Raw genomic sequence first — 24,461 nt, 5'->3', positions numbered from 1 at the left:
GAACGAGGGAGATTCCTGCCTACCTTGCGGTGGCGGGCTTGACGCCCCGGGGACGCCTGACGACTGCCCTCCCGGCAGCCGGGATGAGCGCCTGGCCCATCCGGTACAGGTGCAAGACGTTCCGGGCCGCGTTCCAGTCGGCGTTGCCGGACCAGCCGCAGTCGGGGTTCTTGCACACGAACCTGGCCTGGTTCTCCCGGCTGCCCGGTGTGGTGACGCCGCAGGCTGAGCAGCGCAGGGAGGTGCCGGGGGCGGGCGCCTTGTGCAGGGCACCGCCCTGGCGGGCCGAGGTCAGGTGCAGACTTATGCCTCAAGCCGAGGTCAGAGCAGTATCGAGACGCGCTTCACCTCCCCCGTGGAGGGGGGAGCACTACACAAGACCAGAGGTAGATGATTCCCTGACGGGCATGAGCCTCATCCCCGTGACCACCTGGTCCCTGGAGCAGACCTCGCCGAGTGATCTCCTGCCGGCCGCCGCGCCCGACGGCGACGTGCGGATCGTCCGCTCCGAGGTGCCCTCGCCCGAGTTCAGCCGTTTCCTGTACGCGTCGGTCGGCGGTGACATCCGCTGGACGGACCGGCTCGGCTGGAGCCACGCGCGGTGGCAGGAGCACCTGGACCGGCCGGGCGTGGAGACGTGGGTCGCCTACGAGCGGGGCACGCCGGCCGGGTACGTGGAGCTGGAGCCGCAGGACGAGGGCGCGGTCGAGATCGTCTACTTCGGTCTGATCCCGGCCTTCCGGGGCCGGCGGATCGGCGGGCACCTGCTGTCCTACGGCACCGCCCGCGCCTGGGACCTCGCAGAGCGCCGGCCGGGGCTGCCGCCGACGAAGCGGGTGTGGCTGCACACGTGCAGCAAGGACGGTCCGCACGCGATGGACAACTACCTGCGGCGCGGGTTCAGGCTGTTCGACACCAAGGTGGAGGAGGAGCGGGAGGTGGCGGCTCCGGGTCCGTGGCCGGGCGCGTTCCCCGTCTGACGCCGGCCCTCATAGCCCGGCCCGCGGTCGCGGACAAGCCGCCGTGCGCCACATGTGACCGACACCACCCTTGTCTCACTGTTCGGGACCAGGGTGTCCGCATGACGGACGAAGCTGGACTGTGTCCAGATCGCCGTGACACGCTTCCGTCATGTCTGGAACTGGAATTGCCTTGGTGAGTCGGCGGCACGTCGACCTCGGCCGCATGTCCAGCGCCATCTGTCGCGTGAGCTGAGCCCGCGACTCCCCCGACATCCCCCCGTCTCCAGTTCTCCGCTCCGCGCAACGACGCGCACTTCCCCGTGCGCCCATCAGCGCAGCTCAGAGCCGCTTCCGCCTGTCCCGAAGGACTCATCACCATGGCCGCCACCCCACAGAACCCTGCCGCCTCAGCGCCCCGCCGCAAGGTGAGCCGTCACCGCGGCGAGGGTCAGTGGGCCGTGGGTCATCACACCCCGCTCAACGGCAACGAACAGTTCAAGAAGGACGACGACGGTCTCAACGTACGGACACGCATTGAGACGATCTACTCCAAGCGCGGCTTCGACTCCATCGACCCCAACGACCTGCGCGGACGCATGCGCTGGTGGGGTCTGTACACCCAGCGCAAGCCCGGCATCGACGGCGGCAAGACGGCCGTCCTGGAGCCGGAGGAGCTGGACGACGAGTACTTCATGCTGCGCGTCCGCATCGACGGCGGAGCGCTGACCACACGTCAGCTGCGCGTCATCGGCGAGGTGTCGCAGGAGTTCGCTCGCGGCACCGCCGACATCACTGACCGGCAGAACGTCCAGTACCACTGGATCCGGATCGAGGACGTGCCCGCGATCTGGGAGCGCCTCGAGGGCGTCGGCCTGTCCACGGTCACGGCCTGCGGCGACACCCCGCGCGTGATGATCGGCTCGCCGGTCGCCGGCATCGCCGAGGACGAGATCATCGACGCCACGCCCGCGCTGGAGGAGATGAAGCGCCGGGTCCTGAACAACAAGGCGTACTCGAACCTGCCCCGCAAGTTCAAGACGGCCATCTCGGGCTCGCCGCTGCTCGACGTGGTGCATGAGATCAACGACGTCGCGTTCGTCGGCGTCGAGCACCCCGAGCACGGCCCGGGCTTCGACGTGTGGGTCGGCGGCGGTCTGTCCACCAACCCCAAGCTGGGCGTACGCCTGGGCGCCTGGGTGTCGATCGACGACGTCCCGGACGTCTACGAGGGCGTCATCTCGATCTTCCGTGACTACGGCTACCGCCGGCTGCGCACCCGCGCCCGGCTGAAGTTCCTGGTCGCCGACTGGGGCGCGGAGAAGTTCCGGCAGGTGCTGGAGGACGAGTACCTCGGCCGCAAGCTGTCCGACGGCCCGGCCCCCGAGCAGCCGTCCCAGCAGTGGCGTGACCACATCGGCGTGCACCGGCAGAAGGACGGCCGGTTCTACGTCGGTTTCGCCCCGCGGGTCGGTCGCGTCGACGGCGCCACCCTCACCAAGATCGCCGACCTGGCGGAGGCGCACGGCTCGGGCCGGGTGCGCACCACCGTCGAGCAGAAGATGATCGTCCTCGACGTCGAGGAGGGCCAGGTCGACTCGCTCGTCGAGGGCCTGGAGGCGCTGGACCTCACCGCCCGGCCGTCGTCGTTCCGGCGCGGCACCATGGCCTGCACCGGCATCGAGTTCTGCAAGCTCGCCATCGTCGAGACCAAGCAGCGCGGATCCCAGCTGATCGACGAACTGGAGCGCCGACTGCCGGAGTTCGACGAGCCGCTCACCATCAACCTCAACGGCTGCCCCAACGCCTGCGCCCGCATCCAGGTCGCGGACATCGGTCTCAAGGGACAGCTGGTCCTCGACGAGAGCGGCGAGCAGGTCGAGGGCTACCAGGTGCACCTGGGCGGCGCGCTCGGCCTGGAAGCCGGCTTCGGCCGCAAGGTGCGCGGCCTGAAGGTGACCGCGGACGAACTGCCCGACTACATCGAGCGCGTCCTCAAGCGGTTCCTCGCCGAACGCGAGGACGGCGAGCGGTTCGCCGCCTGGACGGCCCGCGCCGGCGAGGAGTCGCTGACATGAGCGAGCGCGCCGCCCCGTTCTACTGCCCCTACTGCGGTGACGAGGACCTGCGTCCGAGCGAGGCCCTGGAAGGCGGTCACGGCGCGTGGGAATGCGCGGCGTGCAACCGGGCCTTCCAGTTGAGGTTCCTCGGGCTGCTGGCCCAGGGACTGAAGCGATCCGACTCCGGAGGGGCACAGACATGACGACCACTCAGGACGCGCGGGACATCGAGGAGTTGAAGGCGCTCGCCGAGCAGGCGGGCCGCGACCTGGAGCACGCCTCCGCGCTGGAGATCCTTGACTGGGCGGCCGGGACGTTCGGCAAGCGCTTCTGCGTGACCTCGTCGATGGAGGACGCGGTGGTCGCCCACCTCGCCTCCCGGGCCATGCCCGGCGTTGACGTGGTCTTCCTCGACACCGGCTACCACTTCGAGGAGACCATCGGCACCCGCGACGCGGTCGACGCCGTGATGGACGTCAACGTCATCACGCTCACCCCGCGCCTGACCGTCGCCGAGCAGGACGCCGAGTACGGTCCCAAGCTGCACGACCGCGACCCGGACCTGTGCTGCGCGATGCGCAAGGTGCAGCCGCTGGAGGAGGGTCTCGAGGGCTACCTGGCGTGGGCGACCGGGCTGCGCCGCGACGAGTCCCCGACCCGGGCGAACACCCCGGTGGTCGGCTGGGACGAGAAGCGGCGGAAGGTCAAGGTCTCCCCCATCGCCCGCTGGACACAGGACGACGTGGACGCGTACGTCGCCGAGCACGGCGTGCTGACCAACCCCCTGCTGACGGACGGCTACGCCTCCGTCGGCTGCGCCCCCTGCACCCGCCGGGTGCTCGGAGGCGAGGACGCGCGCGCCGGCCGCTGGGCGGGCCGCGGCAAGACCGAGTGCGGGCTGCACGGATGACGACGACGATTCAGGAGAGTGACGTGACGACCGGAGCCACCGTCTGGCTCACGGGTCTGCCGAGCGCCGGCAAGACCACGATCGCCCACGAGCTGGCCGGCCGGCTGCGCGAGGAGGGCCACCGGGTCGAGGTGCTCGACGGCGACGAGATCCGCGAGTTCATCTCCGCGGGACTCGGCTTCAGCCGCGAGGACCGGCACACCAACGTGCAGCGCATCGGCTTCGTCGCCGAGCTGCTCGCCCGCAACGGCGTGCTCGCCCTCGTCCCGGTCATCGCGCCCTACCAGGACAGCCGCGAGGCGGTGCGCAAGCGCCACCAGGCGAACGGCACCGCCTACGTCGAGGTGCACGTGGCCACGCCCGTCGAGGTGTGCAGCGAGCGGGACGTGAAGGGCCTGTACGCCAAGCAGGCCGCGGGCGAGCTCACGGGGCTCACCGGCGTCGACGACCCGTACGAGGCGCCCGAGTCGCCCGATCTGCGCGTCGAGTCGCAGAACCAGACCGTGCAGGAGTCCGCGGCGTCGGTGCACGCCCTGCTCAGCGAAAGGGGACTGGCATGACGACCGCCGCCACCGTGTCCGAGGAGACCGGCAGCCCGTACGCGCTGTCGCACCTCGACGCCCTCGAGTCCGAGGCGGTGCACATCTTCCGCGAGGTGGCGGGCGAGTTCGAGCGGCCGGTGATCCTCTTCTCCGGCGGCAAGGACTCCATCGTCATGCTGCACCTGGCGCTGAAGGCGTTCCGGCCGGCGTCGGTGCCGTTCTCGCTGCTGCACGTGGACACCGGGCACAACTTCCCCGAGGTCCTCGACTACCGCGACCGCACGGTCGACAAGCACGGGCTGCGGCTGCACGTCGCCTCCGTGCAGGACTACATCGACCGCGGGGTCCTCAAGGAGCGTCCGGACGGCACCCGCAACCCGCTGCAGACGCTGCCGCTGACCGAGAAGATCCAGGCGGAGAGGTTCGACGCCGTCTTCGGCGGTGGCCGCCGCGACGAGGAGAAGGCCCGGGCCAAGGAGCGGGTGTTCTCCCTGCGCGACGAGTTCTCCCAGTGGGACCCGCGCCGGCAGCGCCCGGAGCTGTGGAACCTGTACAACGGCCGGCACGCTCCCGGTGAGCACGTCCGGGTGTTCCCGCTGTCCAACTGGACCGAGCTGGACGTGTGGCAGTACATCGCCCGCGAGGGCATCGAGCTGCCGGAGATCTACTACGCGCACGAGCGCGAGGTGTTCTCCCGCAGCGGCATGTGGCTGACCGCCGGCGAGTGGGGCGGGCCGAAGGACGGCGAGACCGTCGAGAAGCGGCTCGTGCGCTACCGGACCGTGGGTGACATGTCCTGCACCGGCGCGGTGGACTCCGAGGCCGACACCATCGAGAAGGTGATCGTGGAGATCGCCGCCTCCCGGCTCACCGAGCGCGGCGCCACCCGCGCCGACGACAAGATGTCCGAGGCCGCGATGGAAGACCGCAAGCGCGAGGGGTACTTCTAGAGATGAGCACGATCACCACCGAGGAACTCGCGGAAACGACCCTGCTGCGGTTCGCCACCGCCGGCTCCGTCGACGACGGCAAGTCCACCCTGGTCGGCCGGCTGCTGCACGACTCCAAGTCGGTGCTCACCGACCAGTTGGAGGCCGTGGAGCGCGTCTCCGCGAGCCGCGGCCAGGAGACGCCGGACCTCGCGCTGCTCACCGACGGACTGCGGGCCGAGCGGGAACAGGGCATCACCATCGACGTGGCCTACCGCTACTTCGCCACGCCCCGCCGCCGGTTCATCCTCGCCGACACCCCCGGCCATGTGCAGTACACCCGCAACATGGTCACCGGCGCCTCCACCGCCGAGCTGACGGTGATCCTCGTCGACGCCCGCAACGGCGTCGTCGAGCAGACCCGCCGGCACGCCGCCATCGCCGCGCTGCTGCGCGTCCCGCACGTGGTGCTCGCCGTGAACAAGATGGACCTGGTCGACTACCGGGAGCCGGTCTTCGCCGCGATAGCCGAGGAGTTCACGGCGTACGCGACCGAGCTGGGTGTCCCCGAGGTCACCGCGATCCCGATCTCGGCGCTCGCCGGGGACAACGTCGTGGAGCCGTCCGCGACGATGGACTGGTACGGCGGTCCGACGGTGCTGGAGCACCTGGAGACCGTGCCGGTCAGCCACGACCTGAGCCACTGCCACGCCCGGCTGCCCGTGCAGTACGTGATCCGCCCCCAGGGCCCGGAGCACCCGGACTACCGGGGTTACGCCGGTCAGATCGCGGCGGGTACCTTCCACGTCGGCGAGTCCGTCACGGTGCTGCCGTCGGGCCGCGCCTCGAAGATCTCCGGCATCGACCTGCTGGGCGAGCCGGTCGACGTGGCGTGGACGACGCAGTCGGTGACCCTCCTGCTGGAGGACGACATCGACATCTCGCGCGGCGACCTGATCGTGCCGAGCAAGGACGCGCCCGCGACCACGCAGGACATCGAGGCGACGGTCTGCCATGTCGCCGACGCCCCGCTGACGGTGGGCCACCGGGTGCTCCTCAAGCACGGCACCCGCACGGTCAAGGCGATCGTGAAGGACATCCCCTCCCGTCTCACGCTGGACGACCTGTCCCTGCACCCGCACCCGGGACAGCTCGCCGCCAACGACATCGGCCGGGTGAAGATCCGCACCGCGGAGCCGCTTCCGGTGGACTCCTACTCCGACTCGCGCCGTACGGGCTCGTTCATCCTGATCGACCCGCACGACGGCACCACGCTCACCGCGGGCATGGTCGGCGAGTCGTTCGCCGCCCCGGAGCCGGTCATGGACGCCTCCGAGGACGACGGGTGGGACTTCTGACGATGAACTCCCCTGATGTCTTCTCCACGTTCGCGAAGGAGGGCGGCCGCGTCGGCAGCGGCGCCCTCGGCAGCGGGCAGGGCGGAGTGGCGCGATGTGCGCGCTGACGTACGCGCACCGCTTGCGCGCCCCGTCCCCCCATCCTCCCCCACATGCTCGGCTTCGCTCGCAGGCGGGGGGACCCCCACCCCGGAAGCGACGAAGACCTTCTGCCGAACTCCCGGCCACGACCTGAGAGACCGTGACCGCCGGGCCAACGAGAGGAAAGCCTCCCGTGCCTGCCAACCTGCCCGAGTCCGGGCTCCGCTCCACCGGGAGCGTCCGCGCCGCCCGTTCGGGCCCGTTCCGCCGCGGCGTGACCGTCCTGGCCGCCCTTCCTCTGCTCGCCCTCGCCGCCTGCGGTTACGGCTCCAAGTCCGACGACACCCCCTCCGCCCAGAAGGTCGCCGCCGGCGCGCAGAAGATCGACGGTCTCGACTCCGTCAGGATCGGCTACTTCGGCAACCTGACCCACGGGACGGCCCTGGTCGGCGTGCACAAGGGCTACTTCCAGAAGGCGCTCGGCGCGACCGAGGCGAAGTACCAGATCTTCAACGCCGGCCCCTCCGAGATCGAGGCGCTCAACTCCGGCGCCATCGACATCGGCTGGATCGGCCCCTCCCCCGCGATCAACGGCTACACCAAGTCCAAGGGCAAGAACCTGCGCATCATCGGCGGTTCGGCGTCCGGCGGCGTGAAGCTCGTGGTCGACCCGGAGAAGATCAAGTCCCTGAAGGACGTCAAGGGCAAGAAGATCGCGACTCCGCAGCTCGGCAACACCCAGGACGTGGCGTTCCTCAACTGGATCGCGGAGCAGGGCTGGAAGGTCGACGCGGAGAGCGGCAAGGGCGACGTGTCGGTGGTGCGCACCGACAACAAGGTGACCCCGGACGCCTACAAGTCGGGTTCCGTGGACGGCGCGTGGGTGCCCGAGCCGACGGCGTCGAAGCTGGTCGCCGAGGGCGCGAAGGTGCTGCTGGACGAATCCGACCTGTGGCCGGACAAGAAGTTCGTGATCACGAACATCATCGTGTCGCAGACGTTCCTCAAGGAGCACCCGAAGGCCGTCGAGGCGGTGCTGAAGGCATCGGTCGACGCCAACAAGTACATCACCGCTGACCCGGAGGGGGCGAAGGCGGCGGCGAACGCGCAGCTGAAGGAGGACTCCGGCAAGGCGCTCCCGGCGAAGGTCCTGGACCCGGCGTGGAAGTCGATCCAGTTCACCGACGACCCGCTGGCCGCCACCCTCAACACCGAGGCGCAGCACGCGGTGAAGGCCGGTCTGCTGAAGGACCCGCTGCTGGACGGCATCTACGACCTGGCGCCGCTGAACAAGGTGCTGTCGGCCGCCGGTGAGAGCACCGTCGACGACGCCGGTCTCGGCGCGAAGTAACCCCGAAGTCGGATGAGTTCCCAGGAGGTGACGACCATGGCCACCACCCTCGCCAAGGCCGAGAGCGCCGAATCGGTGGAGTACGCCGCGCGCATCGAGCACGTCTCGAAGTCCTTCGCCGGACCCGCCGGGCAGCAGCTCGTCCTGGACGACATCACGGTCGATGTCGCGCCGGGAGAGTTCGTCACCCTCCTGGGGGCCTCCGGCTGCGGCAAGTCCACGCTGCTGAACCTGGTGGCGGGGCTGGACAAGCCGAGCTCCGGCCGCATCACGACGGACGGGCGTCCGGCGCTGATGTTCCAGGAGCACGCGCTGTTTCCGTGGCTGACCGCGGGCAAGAACATCGAACTCGCCCTGAAGCTGGGCGGAGTAGCGAAGAGCGAGCGGCGCGGCCGCGCCGAGGAACTGCTCGAACTGGTGCGGCTGAAAGGCTCGTACGGCAAGCGGGTGCACGAGCTGTCCGGCGGTATGCGCCAGCGGGTGGCGCTGGCGCGGGCCCTCGCCCAGGAGAGCCGGCTGCTGCTGATGGACGAGCCGTTCGCGGCGCTCGACGCGATCACGCGGGACGTGCTGCACGACGAGCTGACCCGGATCTGGAAGGAGACGGGGGTGTCCGTCCTGTTCGTCACGCACAACGTGCGGGAGGCGGTGCGCCTCGCTCAGCGGGTGATCCTGCTGTCCTCCCGCCCGGGCCGCGTGGCGCGCGAGTGGACGGTCGGCATTCCGCAGCCGCGCCGCATCGAGGACGCGCCCGTGGCCGAACTGTCCCTGGAGATCACCGAAGTCCTGCGTGGGGAGATCCGCCGTCATGGCCAGCACTGAGACCACCGACCCGAAGGCCTCCGCCTCGGCCTCCGCCGAGGACGGCGCCGGGCTGCAGGGTCTGGAGGCGGGCCTCGACGCCCTGGAGAGCTCCTCGGCGGACCGTACGCCGTTCCGCCAGACCTTCGTCAACAAGATCCTGCCGCCCGTCCTCGCGATCGCGGTGGTGCTGGTGGTCTGGCAGGCGCTGGTGTCGTTCGGGATCGTCGACGATCCGAGCAAGCTGCCCTCGCCGGCCGACGTGGGCGGCGAGTTCAAGGACGCCTGGATGGAGGGCAAGCTCCTCGGGTACATCTGGACCAGCGTCTCGCGCGGTCTGCTGGGCTTCCTGCTGGCGCTGGCCATCGGCACCCCGCTGGGTCTGCTGGTGGCCCGGGTGCGGTTCGTGCGCGCGGCCATCGGCCCGATCCTGTCCGGGCTGCAGTCGCTGCCGTCGGTGGCGTGGGTGCCGCCGGCGGTGATCTGGCTGGGCCTGGACAACGAGATGATGTACGCGGTGATCCTGCTGGGCGCGGTGCCCTCCATCGCCAACGGTCTCGTCTCCGGCATCGACCAGGTGCCGCCGCTGTTCCTGCGGGCGGGCCGGACGATGGGGGCGACAGGGCTGAAGGGGGCCCGCTACATCGTCATGCCGGCCGCGCTGCCGGGCTACCTGAGCGGTCTGAAGCAGGGCTGGGCGTTCTCGTGGCGGTCGCTGATGGCGGCGGAGATCATCGCCTCCTCCCCCGACCTGGGCATCGGTCTGGGCGCGCTGCTGGAGAACGGCCGCAACGCCAGCTCCATGTCCATGGTGTTCGAGGCGATCATCCTGATCCTGTTCGTCGGCATCGCGATCGACCTGCTGATCTTCAGTCCGCTGGAGCGGCGGGTGCTGCGCGGCCGCGGGCTGCTGGTGAAGGGCTGAGAGGCTGACTGCCATGTTCCACAAGGCGGTTCGTCCCGTCCTCGTCGTCATCGCGCACGGCAGCCGCGACCCTCGGCACGCGGCGACCGTCCACGCCCTGGTGCGGCGGGTGCGGTCGCTGCGGCCGGGCCTGCGGGTGGAGACCGGCTTCCTGGACTTCAGCCTCCCCTCGGTGCAGGGGGTGTTGGAGTCCCTGGCGGCGGAGGGCGTGCGGGACGTGGTGGCGCTGCCGCTGCTGCTGACCCGCGCCTTCCACGCGAAGGCGGACATCCCGGCGGTCCTGCGGGAGGCGCCCTCGCGGCTGCGGATCCGCCAGGCGGACGTACTGGGGCCGTCGCCGCTGCTGCTGTCCGCGCTGGAGCGGCGGCTGTACGAGGCGGGGTTGACGCCCGCCGACAAGTCCTCGACCGGGGTCGTGCTGGCCTCGGCGGGGTCCTCCGACCCGGAGGCGATCGCGGTGATCGCCGACATCGCGCGGGAGTGGTGGCACACCGGTTGGTGCGCCGTGCGACCCGCGTTCGCCTCCGCATCCCTGCCCCGCACCGAGGACGCGGTGCGGGAGCTGCGCGCGCTGGGCTGCTCCACGGTGGCGGTCGCCCCGTACGTCCTGGCCCCCGGCTTTTTGCCGGACCGCATCGCCCGCGGCGCGGCCGGAGCCGACGTGCTGGCGGACGTCCTCGGCCCGGCCCCCGAGGTCGCCCGTCTCCTCCTCGACCGCTACGACAAGGCCCGCACGCCCCTGCCGGCGGCCTTGGGCGCCTGAGACGCTCGCCCCTTCCGCCGGCGGGGCCGGTTCACCGGCACAGGTCGTCGCCGAGTTGCGTGCGCGCGTACCGCACGGTCCTGCCGCTGCGGGTGCGGGTGAGGAGCCCGGCGTCGTGGAGGATCGCGAGGTGCTGGCTGACGGCGCCCGGGGTGACATCCAGCCGGTGCGCGAGTTCCGTCGTGGTGGCCGGTTCGGCGAGCAGCAGGAGCAGACGGGCCCGGGGGCGGCCGAGGAGGCGCACGAGAGCCCGGCCGACGACCGGGGGCGGCTGTTCGGCGAGGGTGGCCCTGCCGCGCGCGGGATAGATCAGCAGCGGCGGGCGGGTCGGATCGATCAGGGGCTGGGCGCCGCGCGCGAACAGGGTCGGCAGCAGCACCATGCCCCGGCCCGCGATGCTCATGCCGGCCCAGGGCGCGGGCACCAGGAAGTCCCTGGTGTCCAGCCGGAGATGGCTGTCCGCCCAGGTGAGTCGCGCGTCGAGGCCCGGCAGCATCTCGGCCGCGCCCCGCTCCGCGAGCACCCGTCCCCGGTGGGCGAGATCGGCTTCCAGGACGCTCTGTGCGCGGGGCCACCACTCGGCGGCCAGACAGGTGTGCCAGTAGGCGTCGAGCGCGTCCGCGAGCCGGGCGAGGAAGCGGTCGGGGCGGGCGAGCCCCCGGGCGACGACCGGGGGCAGCGCGTCCTCGCTCCGGTAGGCGGCCCGCAGGTCGGCGGAGACGACGTCGGGTTCGGTGCGGCGGACCCGGTCCAGTTCGTCGGCGAAGGCGGGCCGGGCGCGGTCGGGGCGCGGGGTGAGGAAGTCGGGGATCCACATCCAGGGGGCGACCAGCGAGGTGAGCAGCTCACCGTCGAGGCCTTCGAGCCGCGGCCGGATCCGGCGCAGCCACGGCCGGTGATGCGGGAAGCGGGCGGGGTCGTTGAAGCAGCGCAGGGAGAACACCGCCTCCTGCAGCGGGGAGTAGGCGAACGAGGTGGTGGCGAGGTCGTCGACGGTGAACCGGAACTCGATCATTGAGCGCCACGCTAAATCAATGCCGCCGCCCGGGGTGCGCCGGGTTGGCTGTCGGCCATGACCATCACCCCGGCCAACTCGGCTCCCGACAGGGGCAGTTCCTCCGAACCCATGGCAAAGGAGCCCGTCTCGCGGGCCGCCGGACTGCTGCCCACCGATCCCGTGCTGCGCCGCGCCGCGCTGCTGACCCTCGTCAACTCCCTGGGCAACGGCCTCTACTTCCCCCTCGGCATCCTGTACTTCACCCGGATCGTCGGCCTCGACGCGACCTCCGTCGGGCTCGGGATGACGTGCGCGGGACTCGTCGGTGTGGCGGCGGGGGTGCCGGCGGGACGGGCGGCGGACCGGTGGGGCGCCCGGCGCGTGGCCGCGCTGCTGTGGGCGGGCACAGGGGTGGCCACGGCCGCGTACGTGCTCGTGCACACCTACGTCGGTTTCCTCGTCGCGGTGGTCTGTGCGACCGGGCTGCAGATGGCGTCGCGCGGCGTGCAGGGCGCGCTGTACGCGGAGGTGCTGCCGGTGGCGACCCGGGTGGAGTCGCGGGCGTACCTGCGGATGGTCACCAACGTGGCCATGGGGCTGGGCGGCCTGTTCGGGGCGGTCGCGTTGCAGGTCGACACCCGTGAGGCGTACACGACGGTCATCGTGCTGAACGCGGTGTCCTTCGCCGGGCCGGCGCTGCTGATCCCCGGTCTGCCCCTGGCCGCGCACGCCCTGGACCGTCCGGCCCTCGGCGACGACGCCCCGGCCGGGGACCGCTGGCGGGCGGTGCGCGATCTGCCCTATCTGACGGTGACCGTGCTGAACGCGGTGCTGGTCGTGCAGTACACGCTCGCCGAGGTGGGGCTGCCGCTGTGGATCGTCGAGCGGACGGACGCGCCCCGCTGGACGGCCGCCCTGCTGATGATCGTGAACTGCGCGCTGGTGGCCCTGCTCCAGGTGCCGGTCGCCCGCCGCTTCTCCCAAGTGCACAGCGCGGTGCGGGCGATGGGCTGGTCCGGGCTGCTCCTCGCCGTGGCCTGCGCGGTGTACGCCCTGTCGGCGGGGCTCTCCCCCGTCTGGGCCGTCGTCGCCCTCACCGCCGGCGCCGTCGTCCACGTCCTCGCCGAGGTCCTGTCGGCGGCGGGCGGCTGGACCCTCGGCTACGCCCTCGCCGACGCCCGCGTCCACGGCGTGTACCAGGGGGTCTTCGGCGCGGGCATGTCGGCGGGGATGATGGCGGGCCCGGCCCTGGTCACGATCACGGCGATCGGTCACGGCTCGGCGGGCTGGGCGGCCCTGGGCCTGCTGTTCGCCGCGGCGGGCCTGGCCGTGGGACCGGCGGTGCGGTGGGCGGGCCGGGACGACTGGCGGGGCGAAGGCGGGTGAGGGCCTCTCACTCCCCCAGGCGGGGGTCCCGGCCGCTCGCCGCCAGCGCGCGCTCGAACGGCGGGGCGTCCGGCGGGCAGGGGACGAGGGCGGCGAAGCCGTCGTACCGGCGGTAGAGGTCGCCGTGGCGTTCGACCACGTCGAGGACGAGCCGAGCCGCGCCGTCGGAGACGTGGAACGCCTGCCCGGTGCTGACGGCGACGTCCCAGCCGTGGACGGCCGTCTCCTTGACGATCATCGCGGCGAGGTCCGCCGCGGGCAGCGTGCCGCCGCCGAGATCGACCTCGCCCTCCCAGACCGCCGGGTCGGCCCATGCGTCGACCGCGCGGTCGAGCCGGACCGCGTACGCCTGCGCCCACAGCGGGTCGGCGGTGAAGTCACGGGTGAGGAGTTCTTCGGGAAGCTGCTTGCGCAGGGCGCGGTGCTCCAGGCCGTGGGAGGTGTAGAGGACCCAGTGGTTGACCATGGCTCTGAGGTCCCAGTCCGCGCAGTGCGTGGGCTTGTCCAGGTCCGCCGCCGGGACGCCGCGGGCGACGCGGGCCGCCTCGGCGGCGCATTCGGACATGTACCGGTGTGTCTCGTCGTGCTTCATGCGCCTCACGCTAGGAGCGGACGCGGCCCGACTCTTGAACGAACGCGACGGCGTCGTCCGCCAGGCGGGTCAGCTCACGCACCGGCAGCGAGCCGGGCGCCCTGCGGTCGCGCGCGTGCTCGTTGGCGAGCCGTTGCAGCAGTTCGTTCAGCGGGGTCGGGACGCCGTGCAGCCGGCCCAGGAGGACGATCTCGCCGTTGAGGTGGTCGGCCTCGATGGTCCCCGCGCCCCGGCTGAGGGACTGCCAGGAGGAGCCGCCGACGCGCGGGACGCCGTCCAGCGGGACCAGGGTGACCTTGTCGCCGCGGACCGCCCGCTGTTCCTCGGCGCTCGCGTACGCGATGCCGGCGGCCCGCAGCACGGCCTCCCCCTCGGCCCGGACCCTCCCGAGCAGCGCCGCCGCCTCCTCGCCGTCGACCGGGCCGCTCAGCGCCTCCAGCGCGTTGCCCAGGTTGGCCAGCAGCTTGGCGTACTGCCAGCGGGTCACGTCCGGCACGACCGGCGCCTCGAAGTGCGCCTTCTCCAGGTCCGCGGCGATCCGGCGGGCGGTGTCGTCGACGCCGTGCGGGTAGCGGCCGAGGTGCAGGATGCCGGTGAGGGGGGCGCCGGCGGCGCTGACCGCGCCGGGTTCGAGGTGGGTGCAGGGCAGCCAGACGCAGACGCCGTAGACGTGCCGGAAGCGGCGCAGGGCCAGGCGCTGGCTCTCGACGCCGTTCTGCGCGCAGACCAGGGGCAGCCGCTCGGCGGCCGTGCCTCCGCCCTCGACGGGGGCCGCGCCCCACGCGCGCAGGGCCGCCTCGCTGTCCTGGGTCTTCACGGCGAGGACGAGGATGTCGTCGGCGCGCAGCGTGCCGAGCGCCTCGGGTCCGTCGACGACGGGCAGCCGGTACGTCAACTCGCCCTCGGGCACCCGCAGTCGCAGCCCGCTCTCGATCAGCGCCGCCCGGTGCGCGCCCCGCGCGACCAGCACGACCTCGTGCCCGGCTCCCGCGAGCCGCCCGCCGACGGTTCCACCGACCGCCCCTGCCCCGATGATGACGTAGCGCATGCGACGAGCCTCGCACACGCGTGTGCACGCCCGGTCAGCCGCCCGTCAACTTCACGAGTTCGACGACGGTGTTCCAGTTGCGGGTCGTCGCGACGACCCCCTTGGTGAGGCGGGGCCGGGACAGCTGCTGGGCGAGCTTGGAGCGGCCGAGCCCTTCGGGGGCGTACAGGTACAGGGCGCGGTCGCCGAGGCGGAACTCCTCCGGCAGGAACGCCTCCTGGTCGATCCCGGCGAAGCGTTCCGAGGCGACGGGCGCGGAGAAGTAGGTGACGTGGAGCTGCTTGGCCTCGAGTGCGGCGGCCGGGAACGGGCAGGCCTCGGCGACCGCCTTCAGATAGGCGTGGTCGCGGACGATCACGTCGACCGCGAAGCCGAACCGCTCCTCGACGGCCCGCGCGAGTTGTGCGGCGAGGCCGTCCTCGTCGCCGTGGGTGCTGGAGAACACGGCCTGGCCGCTCTGGAGGTAGGTGCGCACGCCGTCATGGCCGAGGTCCTCCATGAGGGTGCGCAGGTCCGCCATCGGGACCTTCCGGGCGCCGCCCAGATTGATGCCGCGCAGCAGGGCGGCGTACGTCGTCGTCATGCGCACACCGTAGGCCTTCGCCACGGCCCGCCCCTGATGATCGGCCCCGAGACGGTGGAACTAGATGTAAGGGCCTTCCTCCTCCCCAGCGGTGAGACGACGCGCTCCGAGGGGAGGACCCGGGCGGAGCGGAGGTCACCGGGCAGCACGACGATTTGGCTTTATCCGGGCCCTACCTTCGTGGTGAAAGGTGGTGGCAGGGGGCCGCCGCCGCACCTCGAGGGGGAAAGCCCGTCATGGGGAAGAGCGGAGATTCGCGGGTGCGGGGCATCGCCGCGCGGGCCGGCGGCTGGAGCGCCCGGCACCGGTGGGCCGCCGTCGGGATCTGGGTGCTGTTCGTCGTCCTGTCCATGGGACTCGGGTCGGCCGCGGGCCGGGTCGACGTCAAGGAGAGCGACCAGCTGAAGGGCGAGACGCACACCGCCGCCAAGATCATCGAGGAGGCGGGGATCGAGGAGCCGGCGAGCGAGTCGGTCCTCGTGCAGGCCAGGGACGGGCGCCTGAAGGCCACGGACGCCGAGTTCCGGCAGGCCGTCGAGGCGGTCGTGAAGGCCGTCGAGGGCACCGGACAGGTCACCGACGTCACCTCTCCCTACGACACGCACACCATCTCCAAGGACGGCCACAGCGCGCTGGTGCAGTTCGACATGCGCGGGGAGTCCGACACCGCCGGCGAGCGGGTGGAGCCGGTCCTCAAGGCCGTCGACGGCGTGCAGAAGGAGCACCGGTCGCTGCGGATCGAGGAGATCGGCGGCGCGAGCATGATGAAGACGTTCAGCGACGCGTTCGGGGACGACTTCCAGAAGGCCGAGTACTCCGCGGTTCCGGTGGCCTTCGGCATTCTGCTGATCGCCTTCGGCGCGCTCGTCGCGGCGCTGCTGCCGGTGCTGCTGGCGATCACCGCGATCATCGCGACGATGGGTCTGATGGGCCTGGCCAGCCATGTCGTGCCGATGAGCGACACCGCCAACTCCGTGATGCTGCTGGTGGGTCTGGCCGTCGGCGTCGACTACTGCCTGTTCTACCTGCGCCGGGAGCGTGAGGAGCGGGCGGCCGGCCGGGACGCGCAGACCGCGCTGCGGATCGCCGCGGCGACCAGCGGCCGGGCGATCGTCGTCTCCGGTGTCACGGTGTGCGTGGCGATGGCGGGCATGCTGTTCACCGGGCTCGCCGAGTTCGAGGCGATGGGCCTGGCGTCGCTGATGGTGGTGGCCGTGGCCATGGTCGGTTCGGTGACCGTGCTGCCGGCGCTGCTGTCGCTGCTGGGCAAGCGGGTCGAGAAGGGCAAGATCCCCTACCTGCACCCGGAGAGCCGGCTGCGCCGCAACCGGGGGCGGGGCAACGGCGAGAGCCGGTTCTGGACGGCCGTCCTGAAGGGCGTGCTGGCCAAGCCCGCGGTCTCCGTGGTCGTGGCGGCCGGCGCGCTGCTCGCCATCTCCGTGCCCGCGCTCGGCATGAAGACGCAACAGCTCACGCTGGACCAGGAGTTCGGCGACTCGCTGCCCATCGTGCAGACCTACAACCGGCTCAACGAGGCCTTCCCCGGCGGCTCCCAGCCGGCCGAGGTGGTCGTCCGGGCGAAGGACATCAACGCGCCCGAGGTGAAGTCGGCGCTCGCCGAGTTCCGTACCCGGGCGGTCAGTTCGGGCGCCTCGCGCGGACCGGTCGAGATCAAGCTGCACGACCAGCAGAACGTCGCCTTCGTGTACGTCCCACTGGTCGGCGGCTCCGATCTGGACAAGGCGGGCGCGAGCCTGGACAAGCTGCGCGACGAGGTGCGGCCGGCCACGCTCGGCAAGGTGGACGGCCTCGACGCGCCGATCACCGGACAGGTGGCCGGATCCGAGGACTTCAACGACCAGTTGGGCGGGGCGGTCGTCCCGGTCTTCGCGTTCGTCGTGGTCTTCGCCTTCGCGCTGATGCTGCTGTCGTTCCGCTCGCTGACGATCGCGATCACGTCGATCGTGCTGAACCTGCTGTCGGTGGGCGCCGCGTACGGCATCCTCGTGGGCGTCTTCCAGCACGGCTGGGGCGCGTCACTGGTGGGCGCGGAGGGCGTCGGCGCCATCATCACCTGGCTGCCGCTGTTCCTGTTCGTGATCCTGTTCGGTCTGTCGATGGACTACCACGTGTTCGTGGTCTCCCGGATCCGTGAGGCGCGGCTTCGGGGGCGGACGACGAAGGACGCGATCATGCACGGCGTGGTCACCACCGCGGGCGTCGTGACCAGCGCCGCCGTCATCATGGTCGCCGTGTTCTCGATCTTCGGGACGCTGTCGATGCAGTCCATGAAGCAGATGGGCGTGGGCCTCGCGGCCGCGGTGCTGATCGACGCGACGATCATCCGGGGCGTGCTGCTCCCGGCGGTCATGGCGCTGCTCGGCGAGCGCAACTGGTACCTGCCGAAGTGGCTGCACCGGCTGCCCGACCTCACGCACGACGAGTCGCCGGAGGCGATCGCGCCGGTGATGCGGGACGACGAGGGCGAGCCGGTCAAGGTCTGAGCGACCGAACCTGCTTGACGGCCCGTCAGGGCCCCGCGCGCCGAGGGCCCGCCGGTCTCCAGGGAGGCCGGCGGGCCCTCGGTCATGCGGGGTTCGAGCGCGGCTCGGCTCGCCTCACGGCCGGTCGGGCCGGCTCATGACCGGTTCCGGGGCAGCTCGGCCTCGATCAGGTCCGCGGCGCGGAGCGTGCCGCCCTCGGCCGCCGTCTCCGCCTGGAGTTCCTTCAGCCGGCGGGCGACCTCGGGGTCGTCGACCAGGGCCAGGGCGGCGTCACGCAGAATCTCGGCGGTGGCCTCCTCCGTCGGGACGTGCCGGGCCACGCCGAGCGCCTGGAGCATGTCCGCGTTCCCGAACTGGTCCACGGCCTGCGGTACGGCGATCATCGGGGTCGCCGTGGCCAGCCCCTCCTGGCTGCCGCCCGCGCCGGCGTGGGTGACGAACAGGTCGGCCTGCTTCAGGATCGCCAACTGCGGCACCCAGGAGTGGAGTTCGACGTTGTCCGGCAGTTCCCCGAGCTCGGCGGGGTCGACGTGCCGGCCGATCTGGAGCACGAGGTGCCAGCCGGGCAGCGCGGCGAACGCCTCGACGCAGGCGCGGTAGAAGTCCGGCTGCTTGGTGAAGGCGGAGCCGAGCGAGACGAGCACGACCTTCCGCGCGTCGGCGGGCCGCGTCCAGGCGCCCTCGGCGGCACGGTCGCCCTGGCAGGCGCCGACGAACGTGTGCACGCTCTCGTCGACCCGGTCGGCGTTCGGCTGGAGCGCCTTCGGGATGACCACCAGCGATCGGTCGGGCCGTCCGACGAAGGCGTCGGGGTGCCGGGTGATCCCGTTCTCCTCCAGCCACGCCTCGAACCGGGCGTAGTAGGCCTGCCCGCGCTCGGTCTTCCTCGGTTCCGCCCACATCGGCTCGGCGACCTCCTGCTCGTAGCCGTCCCAGGCGACCAGGTTGGGCGAGAGGGAGATCGCGGGGACGCCCCAGCGGTGGGCCAGGACGCGGGCCGGGTAGGAGGTGATGTCGTGCAGGACGAGGTCGGGTTCGTCCCCCTCGTAGGCCTCGGCCAGCTGGGGCAGCGCCTGGATCGCGTCGTCGAGGAAGCGCTCCACGTGGCCGAGGAGGGTGGTGCCCCAGGCCGACGGCTCGGCGTCGGGGCCGGGCAGTGTGGAGTGCCAGGGGACGACCTCGGCGCCGGCCCCGGCGACCTTGTCGGCGAGGGCGGGCGGGATGGCGTAGGTGACCCGGTGACCGCGCGCGACGAGTTCACGGATCACCTCGAGGCTGGGGTTCACATGCCCGTGGGCGGCGACGGAGAACATGGCGATGTGCGCGGGAGTGGTCATACCGGGGACCGTAGACGAGACGAGACGTCTCGTGCAAGCGAGTTGGTGAGCGCGCAACAGTCGCTAGCACCGCTAGACAAGCGAGCGCCATTAGGTCTAGCGTTGACTCATCATCTAGCAGCGCTAGATTGATTCCGGGAGGGAAAGTCATGCTCAACGCGCTCGAGGTCTTCACCACCGTGATCGTCGGCGTGATGGTGGGGGTGGAGTTCTCCGTCGCCTTCTTCGTCAACCCGATCCTGGGCGGCCTCCCCGGCGACAACGGCCTGCGCGGCCGGATTCACGGGGCCCGGCTGCTCGGCGCCGTGATGCCGTTCTGGTACATCGGCTCGCTCGCCCTCAGCGCGGTCTGGGCCGTCGCCGGACGGCGCCACGACGGCGCGGGCCTCGTCGTCACCGCCGCCGCGCTGCTGATCATCAGCGTGGCCATGTCGATCCTGCTGCTCGTCCCGATCAACAACCGCGTCAAGACGTGGACCGCGGACGGCCTGCCCGCCGACTGGAAGCAGCAGATGAACCATTGGGACCGCTTCCACTACGTCCGCGTCGCCGTCATCGTCGCCGCCTTCGCCCTGCTGGTCACCGCCCTCGCCTGAACCGAGGGCCGGCACGAGGCGCCCTACGGCCGGGGCGGCAGCACCTCGATCGAGCCGTCGCGGCCGACCTTGCGCCACGGGTACTCGCACACCAGCCGCCTGGCGGTGGGCGGTTCGACGACGGGGCGGTTCGGGAAGTCCTGGCACTTGCGCCGGTCGGCGTACTTGGGGCAGGCGCCGTCGGGCTTGCGGAACTGGTGGGCCTGCCAGGCCATCACGCCCACCTGCCGCTCAGCGGGCGCGGTGGGAAGGTACTGGTTGGCGAAGAACGAGCCGATCATGCCACCCGCCAGGGCCAGGGCGAGCAGCGCTCCGACGGCGGAGAACTGCCGTGCGGGCGAGGTCCCGGCCCGGCGGACGAGCGGCGCCAGCTTTCCGGCCGCGAGGACGCACGCCAGGACGGCGAGGGCCGTGAGCGTCACCTGGATCTGCAGCGTCGTCCGGGGGAAGAGCTGGACCTGCTGGTCCGCCTCCATGTGCCCGGCCAGCCAGAACCGGATGAACCAGGCGCTCGCGAAGCAGGCGAGCGGCGCGACCACGACGGCCTTGCGCAGCCCGAGGGCGACGGCGACGCCGAGTCCGATCAGGACGATCACGGCGTAGGTGTGCAGTCCGGCGAACTCCCCGAAGCCCGGGTACTCGCCGGGTTCGTCCCAGGCCCGGCTGCTGAGCGGGGTGGTGCCGATGTACGCCGGCTCGGTCAGCGCGAACCCGGAGCACCACTGGTCCCGGGTGCCGGTCGCGCCGAGCAGCACCCTCAGATACGCGCCCGCGACCAGCAGGAACCCGGCCAGCGAGCTGCCGAGGAAGAGCAGTCCGCGCAGCCGTCCGGTCTGCCAGGGGTAGAAGAAGAGGACGGCGACGAGCACGCCGGGCAGGGACCACACGTGCCAGCCGGAGTAGACGAGGAAGAGCAGCCCGAAGGCGACCCCGAGGAACGCGCCGCGTCCCGCCGTCCCGCGGGTGGTGAAGCGGGGCGAGGCGCGCAGCCACAGCAGCAGCTTCGCGATGAGCGGCACGAGGGCGACGAGGACGAAGGGGCTGTACGGCTTGTGCGGCAGCGTCTGCTGGAGCGCGGGCAGCAGGCCGACGGCGAGCGCCGGCAGCGGCCGCAGGCACGACCGCCAGGCGAGGTAGGCGACCGGCCCGGTCAGCGCGACGAACGCGATGAACAGCCACTTCAGCCCGAAGGCCGGCTGCCCGTCGAAGAGGCCGGCCTTGGCCGCGTACCCGAGTATGTAGGGCACGGCAGGCGGATAGAACGCGTCCATCGAGCCGGTGTGCAGCACCTGCTCCGCCCAGCCGAGGATGCGGTTGTTGTCCGCGTATGGGCCGTTGAGGGGCCAGGGGGTCCCGCGCAGGGCGAACACCTGGCCCGCGCCGATGAACCCGGTGCTCAGCCCGGCGACGGCCGCCGCGGCCAGCCGGACCGTGACCGCCCGCACCCGCTCGCTCCCGCGCGCGGTCGCCCAGCCCACCACGGCGAGAACCACCGACACGAGCAGGGCGAGCCGGAACTGAAGGTTCGACAGCCCGCTGACCTGCCCCACCCGCGTGATGGGGCTGTCGGCGACCGTCACACCCCAGTACGTGAACCCCAACGCCGTCGCCACGGCGACCACGCACTCGGCGACAGCCGGCCACCAACGACGGGTCAGCTTGCGGGCGAGCCCTTCAAGCGCGGACCGGGCGGGTGCGCTCGAGCCGCCGTTCGGGGTCGGCGCGAGGGTCTCCAGGGGCGGAGCGGTGGTCAACTGAGTCTCCAGGAGGCGCGGCGCACGGGGCGGAGTTGCCGCCGTGGGCGGGCGGCGAGCGGGACGGTGCCCGTGTGACTTTCGTGGACCCCGGTGACGAGCGCGTGGCCGACGACTGCACAACGGGTGTCCATCAACCCGCCTGACAGCTCTCGCCGGTTGGCCGACGCCGAGGGCTAATGAGCCCGCAGAGAGAGGGTGTTATTGCTTCGTTATCATTCGAGCCAGACTCGATCGCTTCACGATCACAATTGGACGGTCATGAGCACACACCGATCACGTTCCGCCCGTCGCCGTCGCCGTCGCCGTCGGGGCGGCTCGACTTCCGGCTCCGGGCGGGGCCGCACCGGCGCGCTGTGGGCGGGGCTGGCCGCGCTCACCGTCCTCGGGGCCAGTGGTTTCGCGGTCGGATGGGCGGACGACGGCGAGAAGGCGGCCGGGAGTCGGGGCTCCTCCTCCCCCGGGCCGGCCCGGCCCGGCGACCGCTTATCGCCGGGCACGACCCCGTCCGGGCCGGTAGGCAACGACTCACCGGAGCCGCCGAGGAGTTCACCGCCCCCGCCCGTCATCCCGCCCACCGGCCCGGGCACCTTCGTCGTCGCACCCGGCGGCAGCGCGAAGGCGGGTGAGGGGAAGGCGCTGCGCTACCGCGTCGAGGTGGAGAAGGGTCTCTCGCTGTCCGCCGCGGACGTCGCCCGGCAGGTGGAGGGCGTCCTCGCCGACCGTCGCGGCTGGACCGCCGACGGCCGCTCGGCGTTCCGGCGGGTTTCGGGCGGCGCCGCCGACTTCGTCGTACGGGTCGCGACGCCGGGGACCGTGGACGAGATCTGCGGTCGGTTCGGGCTGGACACCGGCGGCGAGGTCAACTGCAACGTGGCCGACAAGGTCATGGTGAACCTCAAACGCTGGCTCCTGGCGACGCCCGTCTACGCCAAGGACGTGACGGCGTACCGTGCCCTGATCATCAACCACGAGGTCGGCCACTTCCTCGGCCACGGCCATGTCGACTGCCCCGGACCGGGCCGCCCGGCCCCCGCGATGATGCAGCAGATCAAAGGCATGCGGGGCTGCGTCCCCAACGTCTGGCCCTACGACGCGAAGGGACGACTCGTGACCGGCCCCACGCTCACCTGAAACCCGGCCCCACCTGTGCGAATGCGAGACTGGCCGTCGGATGCCCCGAGGCCGGCGCGACGGCCGGGGGCGGGGCACGGAAGCGACACGGAGGCGGACCATGGACGAGGCACGCGCGCGGGACGTACTGGCCGCGGCAGGGGTGCTGCCCGGCCCGGCCGGGGACGCGCGGCTCCTCGCCCTGGGCGAGAACGCGGTGTTCGCCGCCGGCCCCCTGGTGGTGAAGGTGGGCCGCGACGCCGAACTCCTCGACCGGGCCCGCCGCGAACTGGACGTCGCCGCCTGGCTGGAGGAGGCCGGCGTCCCCGCCGTGCGCGCCGCCGAACCGCGTGCCCTGCTGGTCGAGGGCCACCCGGTGACGGTGTGGCGCAGGCTGCCCGACTCGGTACGGCCCGCCGAACCGCGCGACCTGGCCGTCCTCCTGCGCAGGGTGCACGCCCTGCCCGCTCCCCCTTTCGCCCTGCCGCCGCGCGATCTGCTGGCCGGCGTGGAGCGCTGGCTGCGGCTCGCGGGCGACGCGATCGACCCGGCCGACGCCGCCTTCCTGCGCGAGCGCCGGGACGGTTTCGCGACGGCCGCCGCCGCGCTCACCCCGCACCTGCCGCCCGGCCCCGTCCACGGCGATGCCCTGCCCCGCAATGTGCACATCGGTCCGGACGGCCCGGTCCTCGTGGACCTGGAGACCTTCTCCGCCGACCTGCGCGAGCACGACCTGGTCGTCATGGCCCTCTCCCGCGACCGCTACGGCCTTCCCGCCGACGCCTACGACTCCTTCACCGCCGCCTACGGCTGGGACGTGCGGGAGTGGGCGGGCTGCGGTGTGCTGCGCGGTGCTCGCGAGACGGCGAGCTGCGCCTGGGTCGCCCAGCACGCACCGAGCAACCCCGCGGCCCTGGCCGAGTTCGAGCGCCGGGTGGCGTCATTGCGGGACGGGGACGAGACGGTGCGCTGGTACCCGTTCTGACGGTCGCCCCGTTCGGGGACGCGGCCGCTCAGACCGGTTCGTCGGCGGGTTCCCTGACCGGCCAGGTCCCGTCGACCACCGCCTCGGTGTCGCCCTTGCGCCGCAGGAAGGCCTGGAAGTCGGCGGCCCATTCGGCGTACCAGTCGATCTGCCTCAGGTGCAGCTCCGCGGGGCCGAGGCCCGCGACCTTGGGGTGGCGCTCGGCTATCGCGCGGGCCAGGCGGGCCGCGGCGAGCGCGTCGGCACAGGCGTCGTGCGCCGCGTCGAGGACGACGCCGTACTCGGCGCAGACCGCTTCGAGGTTGCGTTTGCCCCGGCGGTAGCGGTCGGCCCAGCGGTCGATGGTGTAGGGATCGATGACCGGGGCCGGGGCTCGGCCGCCCAGCCGCTCGCGCAGCGACGGCAGTGAGTGCCGCCTGAGTTCGGCGGACAGCAGCGAGAGGTCGAAGGCGGCGTTGTAGGCGACGACCGGCACGCCCGTCTTCCAGTACGTCACGAGGACGTCCGCGATGGCGTTCGCGACCTGGTCGGCCGGGTGGCCCTCGGTCGCCGCCCGCTCGTTGCTGATGCCGTGGACGGCGACGGCGTCGGCCGGGATCTCCACGCCCGGATCGGCCAGCCACTCCCGACGGCCCAGGACCTGCCCGCCCTTGACCTCGATCACGGCCGCTGTGACGATGCGCGCCTCGCGCGGATCCGTGCCGGTCGTCTCCAGGTCGAAGCCGATGAGCAGCTCTCGGTGCCAGGCCATGGTGGCCCCCCTTCTCGGTGGTGCTTTCCCCCAGTGGTCCCCACCTTCGCACGCGCCACTGACAATCAGAGGGCCGAGTTCCGGTTGCCCGCTCCATAGACGCTCCGGCCGCCCGCCCCATCGACGCTCCGGCCGC

The 24,461-nt window shown here is 71.9% G+C and carries 23 protein-coding genes and 2 pseudogenes; 17 read left to right on the top strand and 8 right to left on the bottom strand.

Translation table 11 applies throughout. The features are described 5' to 3' along the window. Positions 1 to 19 precede the first annotated feature (19 nt). A pseudogene (locus ACIOC0_RS22380) lies at positions 20 to 289 on the bottom strand (zinc ribbon domain-containing protein); the annotation flags it as partial. A gap of 118 nt (positions 290 to 407) precedes the next feature. Here ACIOC0_RS22380 and ACIOC0_RS22375 point away from each other — a divergent pair. The 12 genes from ACIOC0_RS22375 to ACIOC0_RS22320 all read left to right on the top strand — a co-directional run bounded on the left by ACIOC0_RS22375 (position 408) and on the right by ACIOC0_RS22320 (position 10,679). Beyond that, entirely contained in the window at positions 408 to 980 is a 573-nt protein-coding gene (locus ACIOC0_RS22375; RefSeq protein WP_402156990.1) for a GNAT family N-acetyltransferase, read from the top strand. A 151-nt stretch (positions 981 to 1,131) separates the two neighbouring features. Continuing rightward, positions 1,132 to 1,215: a putative leader peptide gene (locus ACIOC0_RS22370; RefSeq protein WP_351092434.1), complete on the top strand. Its 84-nt coding sequence runs from the start codon at positions 1,132 to 1,134 to the stop codon at positions 1,213 to 1,215. 124 nt (positions 1,216 to 1,339) lie between these two features. Beyond that, positions 1,340 to 3,037, top strand: coding sequence for a nitrite/sulfite reductase (locus ACIOC0_RS22365; RefSeq protein WP_402156989.1), 1,698 nt, complete (start codon positions 1,340 to 1,342; stop codon positions 3,035 to 3,037). Continuing rightward, complete coding sequence (locus tag ACIOC0_RS22360) at positions 3,034 to 3,222, top strand: hypothetical protein (protein WP_352247279.1); 189 nt, start codon at positions 3,034 to 3,036, stop codon at positions 3,220 to 3,222. Before ACIOC0_RS22365 ends, ACIOC0_RS22360 begins: the two co-directional genes overlap by 4 nt. Then, on the top strand, positions 3,219 to 3,929 hold the full coding sequence (locus ACIOC0_RS22355) for a phosphoadenylyl-sulfate reductase (RefSeq protein ID WP_402156987.1): 711 nt from the start codon (positions 3,219 to 3,221) through the stop codon (positions 3,927 to 3,929). The genes ACIOC0_RS22360 and ACIOC0_RS22355 overlap by 4 nt, the downstream gene beginning before the upstream one ends. Positions 3,930 to 3,952: 23 nt before the next feature. Beyond that, complete coding sequence (gene cysC, locus ACIOC0_RS22350) at positions 3,953 to 4,489, top strand: adenylyl-sulfate kinase (RefSeq protein WP_351092310.1); 537 nt, start codon at positions 3,953 to 3,955, stop codon at positions 4,487 to 4,489. After that, entirely contained in the window at positions 4,486 to 5,421 is a 936-nt protein-coding gene (cysD, locus tag ACIOC0_RS22345) for a sulfate adenylyltransferase subunit CysD (RefSeq protein WP_351092309.1), read from the top strand. The genes cysC and cysD overlap by 4 nt, the downstream gene beginning before the upstream one ends. A gap of 2 nt (positions 5,422 to 5,423) precedes the next feature. Then, a complete protein-coding gene (locus ACIOC0_RS22340) occupies positions 5,424 to 6,758 on the top strand; it encodes a sulfate adenylyltransferase subunit 1 (RefSeq protein WP_402156986.1) in 1,335 nt (444 codons plus the stop codon). A gap of 274 nt (positions 6,759 to 7,032) precedes the next feature. Next, entirely contained in the window at positions 7,033 to 8,190 is a 1,158-nt protein-coding gene (locus ACIOC0_RS22335; RefSeq protein ID WP_402156984.1) for an aliphatic sulfonate ABC transporter substrate-binding protein, read from the top strand. Positions 8,191 to 8,202: 12 nt separating this feature from the next. After that, positions 8,203 to 9,012, top strand: coding sequence for an ABC transporter ATP-binding protein (locus ACIOC0_RS22330; RefSeq protein WP_165430330.1), 810 nt, complete (start codon positions 8,203 to 8,205; stop codon positions 9,010 to 9,012). Next, the gene (locus ACIOC0_RS22325; RefSeq protein WP_402156982.1) at positions 8,999 to 9,916 is read left to right on the top strand and encodes an ABC transporter permease; all 918 of its coding nucleotides are present in this window, start codon (positions 8,999 to 9,001) and stop codon (positions 9,914 to 9,916) included. The genes ACIOC0_RS22330 and ACIOC0_RS22325 overlap by 14 nt, the downstream gene beginning before the upstream one ends. 13 nt (positions 9,917 to 9,929) lie before the next feature. After that, positions 9,930 to 10,679, top strand: a complete 750-nt coding sequence (locus ACIOC0_RS22320; protein ID WP_402156981.1) for a sirohydrochlorin chelatase — start codon at positions 9,930 to 9,932, stop codon at positions 10,677 to 10,679. A gap of 31 nt (positions 10,680 to 10,710) precedes the next feature. On the opposite strand, the gene ACIOC0_RS22315 is transcribed toward ACIOC0_RS22320, so the two are convergent. After that, complete coding sequence (locus ACIOC0_RS22315; protein ID WP_402156980.1) at positions 10,711 to 11,694, bottom strand: ArsR family transcriptional regulator; 984 nt, start codon at positions 11,692 to 11,694, stop codon at positions 10,711 to 10,713. Between the two features lie 57 nt (positions 11,695 to 11,751). On the opposite strand from ACIOC0_RS22315, the gene ACIOC0_RS22310 reads away from it, so the two are divergent. Beyond that, complete coding sequence (locus ACIOC0_RS22310; RefSeq protein WP_402156978.1) at positions 11,752 to 13,062, top strand: MFS transporter; 1,311 nt, start codon at positions 11,752 to 11,754, stop codon at positions 13,060 to 13,062. Positions 13,063 to 13,069: 7 nt separating this feature from the next. Here ACIOC0_RS22310 and ACIOC0_RS22305 read toward each other — a convergent pair whose 3' ends face one another. From ACIOC0_RS22305 to ACIOC0_RS22295, 3 genes are read right to left on the bottom strand one after another with little or no spacing between them, the layout of a single operon-like run. Then, the gene (locus ACIOC0_RS22305; protein ID WP_402156977.1) at positions 13,070 to 13,654 is read right to left on the bottom strand and encodes a TIGR03086 family metal-binding protein; all 585 of its coding nucleotides are present in this window, start codon (positions 13,652 to 13,654) and stop codon (positions 13,070 to 13,072) included. A gap of 10 nt (positions 13,655 to 13,664) precedes the next feature. Continuing rightward, positions 13,665 to 14,702 (bottom strand): ketopantoate reductase family protein, encoded by a 1,038-nt coding sequence (locus tag ACIOC0_RS22300; RefSeq protein WP_402156975.1) that lies wholly within the window; start codon positions 14,700 to 14,702, stop codon positions 13,665 to 13,667. A 34-nt stretch (positions 14,703 to 14,736) separates the two neighbouring features. Then, complete coding sequence (locus ACIOC0_RS22295) at positions 14,737 to 15,285, bottom strand: DUF1697 domain-containing protein (RefSeq protein WP_402156974.1); 549 nt, start codon at positions 15,283 to 15,285, stop codon at positions 14,737 to 14,739. Positions 15,286 to 15,521: 236 nt separating this feature from the next. Between ACIOC0_RS22295 and ACIOC0_RS22290 the strand changes: the two genes are divergently transcribed. After that, positions 15,522 to 17,789: an MMPL family transporter gene (locus tag ACIOC0_RS22290; RefSeq protein WP_402156972.1), complete on the top strand. Its 2,268-nt coding sequence runs from the start codon at positions 15,522 to 15,524 to the stop codon at positions 17,787 to 17,789. Between the two features lie 134 nt (positions 17,790 to 17,923). Here ACIOC0_RS22290 and mgt read toward each other — a convergent pair. Beyond that, positions 17,924 to 19,217: pseudogene (gene mgt / locus ACIOC0_RS22285) on the bottom strand (macrolide-inactivating glycosyltransferase). 58 nt (positions 19,218 to 19,275) lie between these two features. Between mgt and ACIOC0_RS22280 the strand changes: the two are divergent. Beyond that, entirely contained in the window at positions 19,276 to 19,722 is a 447-nt protein-coding gene (locus ACIOC0_RS22280) for an anthrone oxygenase family protein (protein WP_402156970.1), read from the top strand. A gap of 23 nt (positions 19,723 to 19,745) precedes the next feature. Here the strand turns inward: ACIOC0_RS22280 and ACIOC0_RS22275 are convergent, their stop codons facing one another. Continuing rightward, the gene (locus tag ACIOC0_RS22275; protein ID WP_402156968.1) at positions 19,746 to 21,476 is read right to left on the bottom strand and encodes a hypothetical protein; all 1,731 of its coding nucleotides are present in this window, start codon (positions 21,474 to 21,476) and stop codon (positions 19,746 to 19,748) included. Positions 21,477 to 21,737: 261 nt separating this feature from the next. On the opposite strand from ACIOC0_RS22275, the gene ACIOC0_RS22270 reads away from it, so the two are divergent. Together ACIOC0_RS22270 and ACIOC0_RS22265 are read left to right on the top strand one after the other, a co-directional pair. Beyond that, positions 21,738 to 22,610, top strand: a complete 873-nt coding sequence (locus ACIOC0_RS22270) for a DUF3152 domain-containing protein (RefSeq protein ID WP_402156967.1) — start codon at positions 21,738 to 21,740, stop codon at positions 22,608 to 22,610. Between the two features lie 100 nt (positions 22,611 to 22,710). Next, positions 22,711 to 23,574 (top strand): phosphotransferase enzyme family protein, encoded by an 864-nt coding sequence (locus tag ACIOC0_RS22265; RefSeq protein WP_402156965.1) that lies wholly within the window; start codon positions 22,711 to 22,713, stop codon positions 23,572 to 23,574. Positions 23,575 to 23,602: 28 nt separating this feature from the next. Here the strand turns inward: ACIOC0_RS22265 and ACIOC0_RS22260 are convergent, their stop codons facing one another. Continuing rightward, positions 23,603 to 24,325 carry a 3'-5' exonuclease gene (locus ACIOC0_RS22260; protein ID WP_351092280.1) on the bottom strand — a complete coding sequence of 241 codons (723 nt, stop codon included), beginning with the start codon at positions 24,323 to 24,325 and terminating at the stop codon, positions 23,603 to 23,605. Between the last annotated feature and the right edge of the window lie 136 nt (positions 24,326 to 24,461).

Origin of the sequence: Streptomyces sp. NPDC088254 (assembly GCF_044740925.1) — a bacterium.
Taxonomy (GTDB): Bacteria; Actinomycetota; Actinomycetes; order Streptomycetales; family Streptomycetaceae; genus Streptomyces.
The sequence above is the reverse complement of the archived record's forward strand: the minus strand, read 5'-3'. Positions and strand labels throughout refer to the sequence as shown.